This is a genomic window from Arthrobacter sp. MMS24-T111, from assembly GCF_054888995.1.
This window is the reverse complement of sequence record NZ_JBTZRO010000001.1, coordinates 3,092,985-3,109,003: the sequence shown is the minus strand read 5'-3', so window position 1 is coordinate 3,109,003 and position 16,019 is coordinate 3,092,985. Positions and strand designations below refer to the sequence as shown.

Below are 16,019 nucleotides of genomic sequence, written 5' to 3'. Positions count from 1 at the left end.
CGGCGGCTAACTAAGCAGAAGGATCGCACGCATGGATCTACTTTAGCGCACAGGTTCGCCGCCTGCCGCAGCCCCGGAGCCAGGACTCGTTGCATTGCCCGGGCCAAGCGCGCATGATCATCCCAAAACGTTGGGAGGTGGTACGCGGTGGCTGATGCAACCACCACCGGCTCCGCCCAAGGGGCGCCGCTCTCGCTGTGGCTGGCAAGCGCCGGAACAACCCGTTTCCCTGACCTGCGCGGCACAGTTGAGGTGGACGTGGCAGTAATCGGGGGCGGGGTCGCCGGACTGACGGCAGCGCTGGCCCTCAAACGCTCGGGCCGCTCGGTAGCAGTTCTTGAAGCCGCCAGGATCGGCACAGGGGTCACCGGGCATACCACCGGCAAGGTGACGTCCCTTCACCGCTTGGCGTATACGGCATTGGAACACAGTCACGGCGCCTTCGCAGCAGGGGTCTACGGCACGGCAAACCAGGCTGCCGTGGAACACATCGCCCATCTGGTGGCGCCGGAGGACATCTCCTGCGGCTTCCGGAGGGTTGCCAACTTCACCTTCGCCGGGAGTAAGGACACCCTCCCACAGGTGCGCGCCGAAGCCGAACTGGCCGCCAGGCTTGGACTTCCCGCCTCATTCACGGCCGAGGTACCCCTGCCTTTTCCCGTGGCGGGCGCTGTCCGTTTTGACGGCCAGGCCCAAATCCACGCGGTGGAGTACCTTCAGGGGCTGGCCGCACGAGTGGACGGAGAGGGCAGCTTCGTTTTCGAGGGAACCCGGGCCGTTGCCCTGCAAGACGGCCCACAGGTGAAAGTCACCGCCAACTACGGCACCGTGCTGGCCGCTGACGCGATTGTGGCCACGAACGTCCCTTTCGGAGACCATGGCAGGTTGGAGGCACTGTGCCCGCCGCACCGCTCCTACATCGTTGCCGCGGTGATGGACGGTCCTCCCCTGGACGCTACGTTCATCAGCGCCGATGAACCCATGCGGTCGTTGCTCACTGTCCGGCTGAACGGCGTGACGTACCTGCTGGCCGGCGGCGAGGGCCACCCTGCCGCCGAACACGTGGATCCGGGGCAGCGGTACGCGAGCCTCACCGGCTATGCCCAAAGCCGCTTCGGAGCCGGGCCCGTTGCCTACCGCTGGTCCACCCAAGACGCCGTACCCCGGGACGGGTTGCCCTACGTCGGGCCGCTGACTCCGGACAGCCGGCATGCCTTCGTCATCACAGGCCTGCGCAAGTGGGGGCTGACCAACGGTACCGCCGCCGCGCTGATGCTCACGGACCTGCTCAATGGCACCCCCAACGATTGGGCTGCGCTGTTTGACAGCAACCGTGCACCGTTGCACCCCGGGACCAGGGCGGCAGGGGACGGCCAAGCAAAGGCCGGTGGAAGCCCGGACGGGCAGGAGGCCGGCCCGGACGACGTTGCACGGCAGGTGGCGGACCTTGGCCCCGGGGCCGGCAAGGTGATTGACACGGCCGGGACCAGCACGGCCTACTACCGCGGCCAGGCCGGTGAGCTTCACGCGGTGTCCGCAACCTGCACCCATCTGGGCTGCACCGTCGGCTTCAACCGGGAAGATTGCCCTTGCCACGGTTCCCGCTTCACCGTGGACGGCGCGGTCATCCAGGGACCGGCCACCGAGGACTTGCCGCTGCGCCCCACGCCCTGAAAGCGCTTCCCCTCGCCCACCCCTGGCTGGGGCCGGACATGGAAGGGCCGCCCCGCCGGATATCGGCAGGGCGGCCCAAAAAACCGAAGGACGCTACCGCACGTCCTCGTCGACCCAGTCCATGGACTTGGTCACGGCCTTCTTCCAGAGGCGCAGCTGGCGCTCCTGCTCCGCCTTGTCCATCTGCGGCTCCCACCGCTTGTCCTCTGACCAGTTCGCGGACAGCTCGCCCAGGTCCTTCCAGAAGCCGACGGCAAGGCCGGCCGCGTAGGCGGCGCCCAGCGCCGTGGTTTCCACGACCTTGGGCCGGATCACCGGAACGCCCAGGATGTCCGCCTGGAACTGCATGAGGGCATCGTTGGCGACCATGCCGCCGTCGACCTTCAGCTCGCTCAGCGGAACTCCGGAGTCCGCGTTGACGGCGTCCAGCACCTCGCGGGTCTGGAACGCGGTGGCTTCCAGGGCTGCCCGGGCGATGTGGTTCTTGTTGACGAAGCGGGTCAGGCCGACGATCGCACCACGGGCGTCCGAGCGCCAGTAGGGAGCGAAGAGGCCGGAAAACGCGGGGACGATGTACACGCCGCCGTTGTCCTTGACGGCCGCTGCCAGGGTCTCCACCTCCGGTGCGCTGCTGATCATGCCCAGGTTGTCCCGCAGCCACTGGATCAGGGAGCCCGTGACGGCGATGGATCCTTCAAGGGCGTAGTGCGGCTTGGCGTCGCCGAGCTTATAGCCAACGGTGGTCAGGAGCCCGTTCTTCGAGTGGACGATCTCCTCGCCGGTGTTGAAGATCAGGAAGCAGCCGGTGCCGTAGGTGTTCTTGGCTTCGCCGGTGTCGAAGGCTGCCTGTCCGAAGGTGGCCGCCTGCTGGTCGCCCAGGATACCTGCCACGGGTGTCTCGCGGAGCAGTTGGGATCCGTGGACCTCGCCGTAGACCTCAGAGGAGGACTTGATTTCCGGCATCATGCTGCGCGGCACACCGAAGATGCCCAGGATCTCGTCATCCCACTGGAGGGTCTCCAGGTCCATGAACAGCGTGCGCGATGCGTTGGTGACATCGGTGACGTGGACGCCGCCGTCAACGCCGCCGGTCAGGTTCCAGAGGACCCAGGCATCGGTGTTGCCGAACACCAGGTCGCCGGCCTCTGCCTTTTCGCGGGCGCCGTCGACGTTGTCCAGGATCCATTTGATCTTGGTCCCGGAGAAGTAGGTTGCCAGCGGCAGCCCGACTTTCTGCTTGAAGCGGTCCCCGCCGCCGTCCTTGGACAGTTCATCGACGATGTCCTGGGTCCGGGTGTCCTGCCACACGATGGCGTTGTAGACCGGCTTGCCGGTGGTCTTGTCCCACACCACGGCGGTTTCGCGCTGGTTGGTGATGCCGACGGCGGCGATATCGTGCCGCGTCAGGTTCGCCTTGGACAGCGCGGAGCCGATGACCTCACGGGTGTTGTTCCAGATTTCCGTGGCGTCGTGCTCCACCCAGCCGGCTTGCGGGAAGATCTGTTCGTGTTCCATCTGGCCGGAGGAGACAATGGCGCCGCTGTGGTCGAAGATGATGGCGCGGGTGCTGGTGGTGCCCTGGTCGATGGCGATTACGTACTGGTTCATGATGACGTCCTTGTCCGGTTTGTTGATTTGTCGTGTGGGTTCAGGATGCTGCGGTGACGATGATGGGGACAACGCGGGCCACGAGGCCACCGAGTGCGCCGCCGATCAACGGTCCGACGACGGGCACCCACGAGTAGGCCCAGTCGCTGGAGCCCTTGCCCTTGATGGGAAGAACTGCGTGGGCGATGCGGGGTCCGAGGTCGCGGGCGGGGTTGATGGCGTAGCCGGTGGGGCCGCCGAGGGACACGCCGATGCCTACGACCAGCAGGGCAACGGCGAGCGGACCGAGCCCGGAGGGGGTCCCGCCGAGGGTGAGGATGACCAGCACCAGCACGAAGGTGCCGATGACTTCGGTGATGACGTTCCAGGGCGTGGACCGGATGGCCGGTCCGGTGGAGAAAACGCCGAGCTTGCCGGCGGGCTCGGGTTCGTCGTCGAAGTGCTGCTTGTATGCCAGCCAGCAGACCACGGCGCCGAGGAACGCGCCCACCATTTCGCCGGCGAAGTAGGTCAGGGTGGACGCGATATCCACGGTGACTCCCGGGGCGTACTCGGCCTTGCCGTTGAGCAGCAGGCCGAGTGTGACGGCGGGGTTCAGGTGCGCGCCTGACTTGGCGGCAACGAAGACACCCGCGAAGACGGCGATTCCCCACCCCCATGTGACCATGAGGAACCCGCCGTTGTTGCCTTTTGTCCCCCGCAAAGCCACGTTGGCAACGACACCACAACCCAAGAGGGTCAGCATGCCGGTACCAAAGACTTCGGAGAGGAAGACTATTCCTAGAGACATCTTTGACTCCTTCTGTTTTTAGTTGTCGGCCCTCCGCGGGTGGAGGGCCGTCGGGCCGGGGTGACTCACGCCCCCGGCCCCGCCCGGCCTCAGGAGACCAGGCTGTGCGTTTCCACCCGGTGGAAACGCTGCAGCACGTCCTGGGCGTGCTTGATTTCTGCGGTGCGCGTTGCAGCGTCCCATTTGAGCGGTCCGGAGAGCACCTCGGCGACCTCGTTGAGCAGCTCACCGGTGACGAGTCCCCGGAAAGCCAGGGAGGTGCGCCGGATCAGGACATCCACCAGATGGCCCACCTGTTCGTGTGCCGCCATGAATTCCAGTTCCCGGACGCTGAGCTCACGGGTGGAACGCAGCGCCTGGTCAGGGGCGGCGTCGAGGTACCCGATCACTTCTTCGGCCCGGGTTCCGTAGCGGGTCAGCAGGCCCGCCGTGCGGTCCGCGTCCCGGCCGGCGGACATGTGTGCCTTGATCCACTGCTGGACGCCGTTCTCGTCAGCGGGGAACCCGGCGCCGCCGCCGATGGGCAGCTGCGCGGTGGAAACCTTGCGCTGCATGCCGAGTTCGGCGAGGACGTCGTTGGCGAGGTGCTCCGCGAGGGCGCGGAACGTTGTCCACTTGCCGCCCACCAGGCTCAGGACGACGGCGGAGTCCGCGTCGTGTCCGGAGGTGCGGCGTTCGATGCGGTAGTCGCGGGAGACGAAGCCGGGCTGGGTGGCGTCATGGCTTGGCAGTGGGCGGACGCCGGAGAACGTGTACACGATGTGCTCAGGTGTCACGTCGACCGAGGGGAATACGTGCCCGATCAGGTCGAAGAAGTACGCGATCTCCTCGTCGGTGCAGATGGCGTCCTCGGACATGTCGGCGTCGACGTCGGTGGTGCCCACCAGGACCCGGTCACCCATCGGGTAGATCAGGACGATCCGGCCGTCGGTGTGCTCAAAGAAGATTTCGCGGCCGCGGCACGCGGCAAGGAGGCCCGGGTGGTCAAGCACGATGTGCGAGCCCTTGGTGCCGCCCATGAAGGATGACGCGGCACCCATGGCGCCGTTGGTAAGGTCCACCCACGCGCCGGTGGTGTTCACGATGACGTCTGCCGTGAAATCGAATTCCTCGCCGGTGAGTTCGTCACGGAGCCGGACGGTGCTGCCCCGCCCGGTTCCGGGGTTGGGGGCCGGAGACATGGACTGCAGGGACAGGTAGTTGCTGGCACGCGCCGTGTTGCCCTGTGCGTTGTGGGCCTGCTCCGTCCCCGCGGGGCGGCCGGCCTTCTCACCGTCCTGCAGGACGTCGAGGGTGAGTCGCTCCGGGTTGTGCACGGAGGCATCGAAGTACGTGGCAGTGTATTTGACGTCCGGGCGGAGGGCAGGCAGTTCCTTGAGGGCGGCCTTGTGCGTCCGGAACTGGTGCCGCGGCACGGTCCCGCCGTCTCGGGAGAACGAGTCGTAAAGGCTCAGCCCGGCCTTGATAAGGAACGCACCGCGCTCCTTCGGCTTGCCCTGCTGCTTGTGGGTCAGGAAGCGTAAAGGCGCCGAGAGGATACCGGAGAACGTGCTGAAGATGGGAATGGTGGTCTGCAGCGGCTTGACGTAGTGCGGCGCGATCTTGAGCAGCCGGTTGCGTTCCACCACGGATTCACGCACCAGGCGGAACTCGCCGTTTTCGAGGTAGCGAATGCCGCCGTGGATCATGTGCGATGATGCGCCGCTGGCCCCCTGGCAGTAATCTCCGCGCTCCACGAGTGCGACGTCGACGCCCTGCAAAGCCAAGTCACGGAACGTGCCTACCCCATTGATGCCGCCGCCCACCACGAGCACTTTGGCGTGTGGCCTGCGCCGGAGGCTGTGTACCGATGAGCGTTCGGCTCCGGACCGGGGCACGCCGGCAGACAGTTGGACAGTTGGTTCCTTGGGTCCCAAAACAAACTCCCTTGGGGCTTTGAGTGATGCGGCTGCCACCGTAGCGTGCCGCCGTTCTGCTCTATTCTTTGGAGATATGGAAAATGGAGTCAAGCACTATGCACAAACGTGCAGATGGGAAATGAGATGACTCTCTCCAGGGACGCAGATGCCCTCCGAGCTGCACAAATGTACTATCTGCAGGACCTCACCATGGATGCGATCGCACGCGAACTGCGTACCTCCCGGTCCACCGTTTCACGCCTCCTGTCCGCCGCCAGGGAATCGGGGCTGGTGCAGATCCAGATCCGCAATCCGCTCGATACCGGCCCGGAGTTGGAAGGCATGATCCGGCGCAGGTACAACCTTGACGTGCACGTTGTACCGGTCCTGGGGACGCTCAACGAAGCCGAAACCCTGGACCGCGTGGCCATGCAGGCCGCACGCACCATCGGTCCCCTGGTGGACTCCAATGCCATCATCGGCGTTGCCTGGGGATCCACCCTCAGCGCGGTCAGCCGGCACCTCACCCGGAAGATCACCCACGACAGCGTTATCGTCCAGCTCAACGGCGCAGGAAACATGCACACCACGGGCATTACCTACGCCAGTGACATCATGCGAAGGTTTGGCAGCGCCTACGGCGCACGGGTGGAGCAGTTTCCCGTCCCGGCATTCTTCGACCACGCCGCCACCAAGACGGCCATGTGGAATGAACGCAGCGTGCAGCGCGTACTGGAACTCCAGGCCAAGATGAGCATTGCCATCTTCGGTGTCGGTTCGGTGCACGCCGACTACCCCAGCCACGTCTACGCGGGCGGATACCTCGACGAGGAGGACCTGAACGCGCTGGCCAACTCGGACGTGGTGGGCGACGTAGCCACCGTGTTCTTCCGGGCCGACGGTTCCTCCAACGGGATCGTCCTGAACGAACGCTCCACCGGGCCGGCACTTGCCCAGTTGCGCCAGGTGCGCCGGAGGATCTGCGTGGTCTCAGGTGTCTCCAAGATCAACGGCCTCCGCGGGGCCTTGGCCGCGAGGCTGGCCACGGACCTGATCCTGGACGAAGCCACCGCCCGCCGGCTGGTCGATTACGAGGGCCTGACAAGCTGAAGTGGGTAGAGTCGTTTCCATGAGAACCTCACCCCGGCTCAGCCTGAACAACGGCGTGCTGATCGACCAGCTTGGCTTTGGGCTGTATAAGGTGCCGGCGGCGGACGCAGAAGGCCTGGTGGCCACGGCGCTCGCGGCAGGCTACCGCCACTTCGACACCGCGGCCATGTACGGAAACGAGACCGGCGTCGCGCGTGGCATCAGTTCCCAGCTTGGCGACGGAACCGGAAGCGGCGGGTCCGGGGAGCTGTCCCCTTCCCTGACCCGGGAGGACGTTTTCATCACCACCAAGGTATGGAACGACCATCACGGCTACGACTCCACGCTGCGTGCTTTCGACGACTCCATGGTCAACCTGGGGCTGGACTACGTTGACATGTACCTGATCCATTGGCCATGCCCGCGGCGCGGGCTGTTCCCGGAAACGTACCGCGCACTGGAGACCCTCTACCGCGAAGGCCGCGTCCGCGCCATTGGCGTCAGCAACTTCCAGCCCGCCCACCTTGACCGGCTCCTGCAAAGCGCCGAAGTGGTTCCTGCCGTGAACCAGATCGAACTGCACCCCTGGCTGCAGCAGGAAGAACTGCGCAGCAAGCACGCTGACCTGGGTATCCGGACCGAAGCATGGAGCCCGCTGGGCCGCGGCCAGGTGCTTGCGGATCCGGTCATCGAAGCCTGCGCCGCCGAGCACGGAAGGACCCCGGCGCAGGTAATCCTGCGCTGGCACATGCAGCTGGGCAACGTCGCCATCCCCAAGGCAAGTTCGGAGGCCCGCATCCGGGAGAACCTGGACGTCTTCGGGTTCGAGCTTTCCGAACGGGACCTGGCCGCGATTACTGCGTTGGACCGCGGGCAGCGCACCGGTTCGCATCCGGACAACGTCAACTAGGCGCGGGCATGGATACCGTGAACCCGGGGACCTCCCCTGCGCCGGCATACGTGAGTGCCGCACTGGCAGCGCGGACTTCGGCCGGCACCGTAACCCTCGACGGCGGCAGCGTGGCGTTCTGGACCTACGAGCCGCTGGAGGAAACACCGGAAACCCGCACCATCCTGGTGATCCACGGTTTCCGGGGCGACCATCACGGGCTCCTGCGCGTCGCGGACCAACTGCCGGACATGCGCATCATCATGCCCGACCTGCCGGGCTTTGGCAGGTCCGACGCCTTCGGGCAGGACGAGCATTCGGTGGAACGCTACGGACAGTTCGTCAGCGACTTCATGGCGGCCCGCGGGCTGGGACCGGACACCGTCCTGCTGGGCCACTCTTTCGGTTCGATCGTGGCAGCGCACTTTGTGGCCGGCCACCCCGGCGCAGTCCGTCCCCTGATCCTCATCAACCCCATTGCTGCCCCGGCGCTGGAGGGGCCCAAAGGCGTGATGACGCGGCTGGCAGTCCTGTACTACCGGCTGGCGGCAAGGCTCCCCCGCAAACCGGGGCTGGCCCTGTTGCGCAACCGGCTGATTGTGCGCGTCATGAGCGAGACCATGGCCAAGACACGCGACAAGGAACTGCGGGCATTCATCCACGGCCAGCACCACGCGTACTTCAGTTCCTTCGCCGACCGCGACAGCCTGCTGGAGTCCTTCACGGCGTCGGTCAGCAACCACGTGGCCCAGGTGGCCGGCCGGCTGGAGCTCCCCGTGCTGCTGGTGGCCGGCGAAAGGGACGAAATAGCCACGCTTCCCAGCCAGCAGCGCCTCCTGGCACTGCTGCCGGACGGGGAGCTGAAGGTGATTCCCGGCGTCGGACACCTGATCCACTACGAAACGCCGGAGCCCGCCGCCCGCCACATCCGCAGCTTCCTGAAGGATCATCCCGCGTGAAGATAGTTATCGACGCCCGCTTTACCCGCACCGGCCACCATGACGGCATCAGCCGCTACGGGGCCAGCCTGATCGCCGCCACGGCGAAAATCGCAGACGTCTCCATGCTGGTCTCCGACGTCCGCCAGCTCGCCCTCCTGCCGGATGTTCCGTACACGCTGATCAACAGTCCGCTCTCACCGCTGGAGCTGTTCGTGGCCCGCAAGGTCAACGGCCTCGGCGCCGATGTGGTGGTGTGCCCCATGCAGACCATGGGCACCTGGGGCAGGAAGTACGGCCTGATCCTGACGCTGCACGACCTCATCTACTACGAGCACCCCGCTCCCCGGGATTCCTGCCGGCCCCGGTCAGGCTGCTCTGGCGCCTCTACCACAAGGCGTTCTGGCCCCAGCGGCTGCTGCTGAACCGGGCCGACACGGTGGCCACCATCAGCCGGACCACGGAGGCGCTCATCGCCAAGTACCGCCTCACCCGCCGGCCGGTGCGCATCATCGCCAACGCCCCCCAGCCGGCCCAGGTCCACCGCACCCCGGGTGATGGCGCGGACAAGACGCTCATCTACATGGGCTCGTTCATGCCCTACAAGAACGTGGAAACCATGGTGGCCGGCATGTCCGGGCTGCCCGGCTACACCCTGCACCTGCTGAGCCGGATCAGTCCACAACGGCGGGCGGAACTCGAAGGCCTGGTGCCGCCGGGCGCCGCCGTGATGTTCCACAACGGCGTCACCGACGAGGAATATGACGGGCTGCTGCGGCGGGCCACCGCACTGGTAAGCCTGTCCAGGGCCGAGGGCTACGGGCTCCCCTTGGTGGAAGCCATGGCCGTGGGGACGCCGGTGATCGCCAGCGACATCCCGATCTTCCGCGAGGTGGGCGCGGACGCAGCCCTGTACGTGGACCCGGGCTCCCCCGAACAGTTCGCGCACGCGGTGGCGCAGCTGCAGGATGACGGGCATTGGCAGGACATGTCCCGGCGTTCCGTGGCGCGGGCCGCCGAATTCAGCTGGGACGAATCGGCGAGGCAACTGGTGGATGCGGCACACGAAGTGGTGGCGAACAGGCGGCGCTGAGCGCGTCTCCAGTCCGGTGACGCAGGCGCGGCAACAAGCACCGTGCTGCCAACCCGTTACAGGACGTCCACGCCGTCCAGGCGCAACTGTACCGGCTCCACGGTCCGCTTGGCGGCCGCGGCCGCCCGGGTGGCCCGCAGGACACGGACGACGGCGGCCGCCTGGCCATACGGGAAGAACAGCAGGGTCCGGACGTCCTCGGCCGAGCGCCTCCCGGACGGCGGAGCGGTCAGCACCAGCGGCGCCGGGCCTGCGGTGCGCACCGTTATTCCGGCGCTGCCGAGCCCGGCCTCCACGGCGGCCGTGAAGTGTTCGACGGCGGGTCGCGGCCCGGTGACAGATGCGATCCGGACCGCCGGGGGCAACTGGAGTTCCATCCTCAGGGCCAGCTCCCGCTGGGCATAGCCGGCAGGATCCCAACGGAGCAGGGCGCCTGTGGCAGCGGTGTCCGTGGCCGTCACCACCACCAGTCCGCCGTCCGGGGCAGGGCGCACCAGTGCCGCGGCGTTCAGCCACCGCCTGACCGTGTCCTCGCCGGCGCGGAGGGTTTCCCGCCGCAGCAGGGAGTCGCCGTCCAGGAGCAGGGCCGCTGCATAGCCGCCGGCCGCGACCGGCTCCGCCCCCACCGTGGCCACCACCAGGGCCTTTGCCTCCCCCACCCTGGCCTTTACCTGGTCACCGGAGGAGGTAACGACGGTTTTGCCGGGAAAAGCCCTCCCCAGCTCCTCCGCAGTACGCAGGACCCCGGTGGCCCCTTTCCGGAGCCGCCGGCCGCCGCAGTGGGTGCAGCTCCAGTCCGGTGCCGGCGTCGAACACCAGCGGCACTGGGGAAGCGCCGACGTGCCTGCCAGCGCCAACGGCCCCTGGCAGGTTCCGCAGCGTGCCGGCTCGCGGCACGTTTCGCAGACCAGTGACGGCGCGTAGCCGGACCTGGCCACCTGCACCAGGACAGGTCCGCGCTCCAGGCCTTCCTTGGCGGCCTGCCAGGCCGCGTGCGGAAGCCGGGCGACCGTCGCGAGCGGGTCGCGGGCCTGCTCGAAGGTGTCGGCGGTGCTGACGACCCGCGGAACGGTGGCCCGCAGGGTGTTACGCGGGGTGCTCACGGGGATGGCCCACCCGGACTCCACCAGCCGCTGGACCTCCGTGCTGCGCGAGTGCCCGGCCAGGAGGCAGGCGGCGCCTTCCTGTTCCGCCCGCAGGAGCAGGACTTCCCGGGCGTGCGGGTAGGGTGCGCGTTGCTCGATGTGGAGGTCGTCCCCGTCGTCCCAGCAGGCGACCAGGCCGAGGTCCGGTACCGGTGCGAAGGCGGCAGACCGGGTGCCGATGGCCACTTTGGCGGTGCCGGCCAGCAGGCGAAGGTAGTTGCGGTACCGGGGCGTGGGGCCGTCGTCTGCGGTGAGCCGTGCCACGGCGTCATCCGGCAGCACATCCTTGAGTGCTGCCTCGAGGCGGTCAAGGTCGCGGTAGTCCGGCACCACCAGCAGGGCGCCGCGGCCCGACGTGTAGGCGGCGGCAGCGGCTTCGGCGAGGAGGTGCGGCCACCCGGCGTGTCCGTAGCCCTGGAGCGGGTTGACCACCGCGCGCGGCGCTCCACCGGCGGCCAGGTGCCGCAGGAAGGCCGCACCGGTGCGGTAGTCCGCCCAGGCTGAGGGGCCGGCGGCGGGAGTGGTTCCGGCTTCCGCTTTCGCGTAGGCGCCCGGGTAATCCTTCTCCAGCCTGGCGACGCGGGGTGGAACGGCGAGTCGGAGGACATCGCTGACAGTACCGGCGTACCGGGCGGCGACTGCGGTGGCCAGGTCCCGGACGGCGGGCGTGAGGACCGGAACCGGTGAAACGACCTTGGCCAGGGGCACCAGGGCATGTCCGGCGTCGGACTCCGCCACCCGTTCGAGGAGGAAGCCGTTGAGGTCCTGGCCGTTGAACTTGACCTTGACCCGCACCCCGGGCCGGGCCTCCCGGTCAAGGGAGGCCGGGACGGCGTAGTCGAAAGGCCGGTCCAGGTGCGGGAGGGAGGACTCCACGAGGACCCGCGCCACCGGCAGCTGTGCTGCCATGGCTCCGGCGGACGGAGTCCGAACCGGAAATCCCTGCAGCAACGATGGCTGGACGGAACTGTCAGCAACCATGGCGGTTACCTCCGTTCAGGTACCGGGTTGGACAAGGACAGCCAAGCACCGGGCACTGACATTGGTCTTCCGGACGCCTCACGGGGACTGTCAGGCGTTGAAGAATGCCTTCAGGTCATCAACCCGGTCCAGGCGTTCCCAGGTGAAGTCAGGATCGTCGCGGCCGAAGTGCCCGTGCGCGGCGGTCTTTGCGTAGATGGGCCGCTTCAGGTCAAGGGCGTCAATGATGGCGCGCGGGCGCAGGTCGAAGATCTCGGCGATGGCGGCGCTGATCCTGGCCGGGTCCACGGTCTCGGTGCCGAACGTCTCCACGTACGTTCCCACGGGCCGGGCCTGGCCAATCGCATACGCGATCTGGATCTCGGCGCGCTTGGCCAGTCCTGCGGCCACCACGTTCTTGGCCACCCAGCGCATGGCGTAGGCAGCAGAGCGGTCCACCTTGGACGGGTCCTTGCCGGAGAAGGCGCCACCGCCGTGGCGGGCCATGCCGCCGTAGGTGTCCACAATGATTTTGCGGCCGGTGAGTCCGGCGTCCCCAACCGGTCCGCCGATAACGAACTCACCGGCAGGGTTGAGGATGTTCGCGGTGCGCGAGAGGTCCAGGTTGGCGCCGGCAAGCACAGGTTCGATCACGATGGCGGCGAGGTCCGCGCGGAGCTGCTCGAGGCTTGCGCCGTCGGCGTGCTGGCTGGAGATCACTACTGTCTCCACGGAGACGGGGACGTCTTTGTCGTAGCCGACGGTCACCTGGGTCTTGCCGTCCGGGCGGAGGTAGGCCAGCTGGCCCGTCTTGCGGACCTCGGTGAGTCGTTCGGACAGCCGGTGGGCGAGCCAGATCGGCGTCGGCATGTAGGAAGGGGTCTCGTCGCTGGCGTAGCCGAACATCAGGCCCTGGTCCCCTGCGCCCTGGAGGTCGTAATCGTCCTCCTGGCGGCCCTCGCGCGCCTCGAGTGAGTTGAACACACCGCCGGCAATGTCGTTGGACTGCTGTCCGATGGAGACGGAGACGCCGCACCGGGCGCCGTCGAAGCCGTTGGCCGAGGAATCGTAGCCGATTCCCAGGATGGTCTCACGGACGATCTGCGGGATCTCGACGTAGGCGTCGGTGGTGACTTCGCCTGCCACGTGCACCAGGCCCGTGGTGGCCATGGTTTCCACGGCCACGCGCGACTCGGGGTCCGCTGCCAGCAGCGCGTCCAGGATGGCGTCGCTGATCTGGTCGCAGATCTTGTCCGGATGGCCCTCTGTGACCGACTCGGACGTGAAGAGCCGGAGCGCGGCGGGCGTGGCCCCGTGGGCCTGGGGAAGGTGCAGCGGTAAAGTCACTCAACTACCTTACTGGTTGGTGTTGGTTGCCAGGCGGGAGATGTCCCCGTGCTAAGCAAACGTGGCCTGAAACACTTCAGGCGCGGGGTGAAACGTGGTTCAGTTCAAAGCTGATGCGCCTGATGATGGCTTCCGAAACCTCGGTTTTGGTCCCGGACGCCTCCTGTGGTTCGGAGCCGGCCCGGGAGAGGATGACCACCGCGTTGGAGTCCTGTCCGAACACCTTGTCCATGCCCACATGGTTGACCACCAGCAGGTCGCAGCCCTTGCGCTGCAGTTTGGCTTGCGCGTAGGCCAGGACGTCGCCCTGGCTGTCTCCTGTTTCGGCAGCGAAACCGATGACGAGCTGCCCGCTTCCGGCACGGGATGCGTTGCGTTGCTCCACCAGTTCCTGCAGGATGTCCGGGTTGCGGACCAGGGTGATGACGGGGTCGGCGGTGTCGTCACGCTTCTTGATTTTGGTGTCCGAGACCTCTGCGGGCCGGAAATCGGCCACGGCAGCGGACATGATGATGACGTCTGAATCGGCTGCTGCGGCGAGTGCGGCCTCACGGAGCTCCATGGCCGTCTCCACACGTTGCACGTCAACCCCTGCCGGCGCCGGGACCTCCATGTGGGCTGCCAGCAAGCGCACGGTGGCCCCCGCATTCCGCGCGGCAACGGCCAGCGCGACGCCCTGTTTGCCGGAGGACCGGTTGCCGAGGAACCTGACCGGGTCCAGGGGTTCCCGGGTTCCGCCGGCGCTGATGGTGACGGTGCGTCCTGCCAGCGGAAGCTGGTAATCGGACCGGCCCTGCACCAGCGCCATGGCGGCGTCGAAAATGGCCTGGGGTTCCGGGAGCCTACCCGGTCCCGAGTCTGCCCCTGTCAGCCTTCCGGAGGCGGGCTCAAGGACTGCAGCGCCACGCCCGCGGAGAGTCTCCACATTGGCGCGGGTGGCGGCATGTTGCCACATCTCCGTGTGCATGGCCGGGGCGAAGAGCACCGGGCCGTGCGCCATGAGCAGCGTGTTGGTCAGGAGGTCGCCGGCCTGGCCGGTGGCTGCCTTGGCCAGGAGGTCGGCCGTGGCGGGTGCGACGACCACAAGGTCGGCCTCGTGGCCCAGCCGTACGTGGTTGACCAGGTGCACGTCATCGAAAACGCTGTTGCTGACCGGGTTGCCGGACAGCGCCTCCCAGGTGGCGGTACCGACGAACCGGGTGGACGCCTCGGTGGGAATCACCGTGACGTCATGGCCGGCTTCAATAAAAAGCCGGAGGAGCGACGCCACCTTGTAGGCGGCAATCCCTCCCCCGACTCCGAGGACTATGCGCACGTGACCTCCGTCAACAGCAAGTCAGTTCGGCTGCAGGACTACTCTGCGGCTTCGATCGGCGTGGAAACCAGCTTGCCTTCGTTGATCTCGCGCAGGGCGATCGAGAGCGACTTCTCGTTCAGCTTGGTATCGACCAGGGGGCCGACGTACTCGAACAGGCCCTCGTGCAGCTGGGCGTAGTAGGCGTTGATCTGACGAGCACGCTTGGCACCGAAGATCACCAGGCCGTACTTGGAATCCGCTACCTTCAGCAGATCGTCGATCGGCGGGTTGATGATGCCTTCAAGGTTCGTAGACACGAATTTCTCCAAATTCCTAGCGGGCTGACGGTTCCGGCAGATGTGGATGCGGGGTCAGCCCCATGAGTGAAACAAGCTCGTCCGCTGCCCGGCGGACGTCATCATTGATGACGGTGTGGTCGAACTCCGGTTCAGCAGCAAGTTCCAGTTTAGCGGTTTCCAGCCGGCGCTGCTGTTCCTCGGGGGTTTCGGTCCCCCGGCCCACCAGCCGCCGGACCATCTCGTCCCACGTCGGCGGGGCCAGGAAGACGAACTGAGCGTCCGGGACCGCTGCCTTGACCTGGCGGGCGCCCTGCAGGTCGATCTCCAGCAGGACTGAGCGGCCCTCAGCGATCGCCCGGTTCACGGTGCTCTTCAACGTGCCGTAGGTGTTCTGGCCGTGGACCACTGCCCATTCCAGAAGTTCACCGTCGGCGATGAGCTGCTCGAACTCTTCCTTGGACTTGAAGAAGTAGTGGACGCCATCCTCTTCCCGGGCCGGGGGGCGCGGGTGGTGGCCGAGACGGAAAGCCAGACTTCGGGGTAGTTGTCCCGGATGTAGGTGGACACGGTGCCTTTGCCAACAGCCGTCGGACCTGCGAGGACTGTCAGTCCGGGTTTCTTGCTCACGTATTCCTTTTGCTGGAGGTGGGGAAGCGCGGGCGGCCGGCCTGCGCTAATGCTCGTCTATAAAATCTACCAGCGCCCGCCGCTGGTGGACGCCCAGCCCGCGGACCCGCCGGGATGCCGCAATGCCCAACTGCTGCATGATGGCCGCGGCCCGGACCTTCCCGATGCCGGGAAGGGCTTCGAGGAGTTCGGACACCTTCATCCGGGCCAGGGCGTCGTCCTCAATGGCTGAGCCAATGATGTCCGCCGCAGACCTGTGCCCGTTTCGAAGGCTTTCCTTGGCCGCCGCCCGGGTGGCCCTTGCCGCCGCCGCCTTGCCCAGGGCCTCGGCTCGTTCAGTCGCAGATAAAGGTCGCAGGACCATC

General features: G+C 66.9%; 12 protein-coding genes and 2 pseudogenes. 5 read left to right on the top strand and 9 right to left on the bottom strand.

From position 1 onward, the window contains the following. Positions 1-147: 147 nt before the first annotated feature. Positions 148-1,674: an FAD-dependent oxidoreductase gene (locus ACX5I6_RS14610; protein ID WP_461840938.1), complete on the top strand. Its 1,527-nt coding sequence runs from the start codon at positions 148-150 to the stop codon at positions 1,672-1,674. 93 nt (positions 1,675-1,767) lie between these two features. On the opposite strand, the gene glpK is transcribed toward ACX5I6_RS14610, so the two are convergent. The 3 genes from glpK to ACX5I6_RS14595 form a co-directional block, all read right to left on the bottom strand. Then, complete coding sequence (gene glpK / locus ACX5I6_RS14605; RefSeq protein WP_285246148.1) at positions 1,768-3,282, bottom strand: glycerol kinase GlpK; 1,515 nt, start codon at positions 3,280-3,282, stop codon at positions 1,768-1,770. A gap of 40 nt (positions 3,283-3,322) precedes the next feature. Further along, positions 3,323-4,072 carry an MIP/aquaporin family protein gene (locus ACX5I6_RS14600; RefSeq protein WP_285246149.1) on the bottom strand — a complete coding sequence of 250 codons (750 nt, stop codon included), beginning with the start codon at positions 4,070-4,072 and terminating at the stop codon, positions 3,323-3,325. Between the two features lie 89 nt (positions 4,073-4,161). Then, on the bottom strand, positions 4,162-5,949 hold the full coding sequence (locus tag ACX5I6_RS14595) for a glycerol-3-phosphate dehydrogenase/oxidase (RefSeq protein WP_461840937.1): 1,788 nt from the start codon (positions 5,947-5,949) through the stop codon (positions 4,162-4,164). Between the two features lie 165 nt (positions 5,950-6,114). Between ACX5I6_RS14595 and ACX5I6_RS14590 the strand changes: the two genes are divergently transcribed. The 4 genes and pseudogenes from ACX5I6_RS14590 (at position 6,115) to ACX5I6_RS14575 (ending at position 9,979) form a co-directional block, all read left to right on the top strand. Further along, positions 6,115-7,080: a sugar-binding transcriptional regulator gene (locus ACX5I6_RS14590; RefSeq protein ID WP_026264485.1), complete on the top strand. Its 966-nt coding sequence runs from the start codon at positions 6,115-6,117 to the stop codon at positions 7,078-7,080. Between the two features lie 19 nt (positions 7,081-7,099). Then, entirely contained in the window at positions 7,100-7,969 is an 870-nt protein-coding gene (locus ACX5I6_RS14585; RefSeq protein WP_461840936.1) for an aldo/keto reductase, read from the top strand. Positions 7,970-7,977: 8 nt separating this feature from the next. Next, positions 7,978-8,907, top strand: a complete 930-nt coding sequence (locus ACX5I6_RS14580; RefSeq protein WP_461840935.1) for an alpha/beta fold hydrolase — start codon at positions 7,978-7,980, stop codon at positions 8,905-8,907. Then, a pseudogene (locus tag ACX5I6_RS14575) lies at positions 8,904-9,979 on the top strand (glycosyltransferase family 4 protein). Before ACX5I6_RS14580 ends, ACX5I6_RS14575 begins: the two are co-directional and overlap by 4 nt. A 56-nt stretch (positions 9,980-10,035) precedes the next feature. Here ACX5I6_RS14575 and ACX5I6_RS14570 read toward each other — a convergent pair. The 6 genes and pseudogenes from ACX5I6_RS14570 to mihF form a co-directional block, all read right to left on the bottom strand. Further along, on the bottom strand, positions 10,036-12,105 hold the full coding sequence (locus ACX5I6_RS14570) for a primosomal protein N' (protein ID WP_461840934.1): 2,070 nt from the start codon (positions 12,103-12,105) through the stop codon (positions 10,036-10,038). Positions 12,106-12,195: 90 nt separating this feature from the next. Next, positions 12,196-13,431, bottom strand: a complete 1,236-nt coding sequence (metK, locus tag ACX5I6_RS14565) for a methionine adenosyltransferase (protein WP_018761414.1) — start codon at positions 13,429-13,431, stop codon at positions 12,196-12,198. Positions 13,432-13,507: 76 nt separating this feature from the next. Then, positions 13,508-14,746, bottom strand: a complete 1,239-nt coding sequence (coaBC, locus tag ACX5I6_RS14560; RefSeq protein WP_461840933.1) for a bifunctional phosphopantothenoylcysteine decarboxylase/phosphopantothenate--cysteine ligase CoaBC — start codon at positions 14,744-14,746, stop codon at positions 13,508-13,510. Between the two features lie 38 nt (positions 14,747-14,784). Continuing rightward, positions 14,785-15,045, bottom strand: a complete 261-nt coding sequence (gene rpoZ / locus ACX5I6_RS14555) for a DNA-directed RNA polymerase subunit omega (RefSeq protein ID WP_026264487.1) — start codon at positions 15,043-15,045, stop codon at positions 14,785-14,787. A 16-nt stretch (positions 15,046-15,061) separates the two neighbouring features. Then, positions 15,062-15,654, bottom strand: a pseudogene (gmk, locus tag ACX5I6_RS14550) (guanylate kinase). Positions 15,655-15,700: 46 nt separating this feature from the next. Further along, complete coding sequence (gene mihF, locus ACX5I6_RS14545; protein WP_461840932.1) at positions 15,701-16,018, bottom strand: integration host factor, actinobacterial type; 318 nt, start codon at positions 16,016-16,018, stop codon at positions 15,701-15,703. Between the last annotated feature and the right edge of the window lies 1 nt (position 16,019).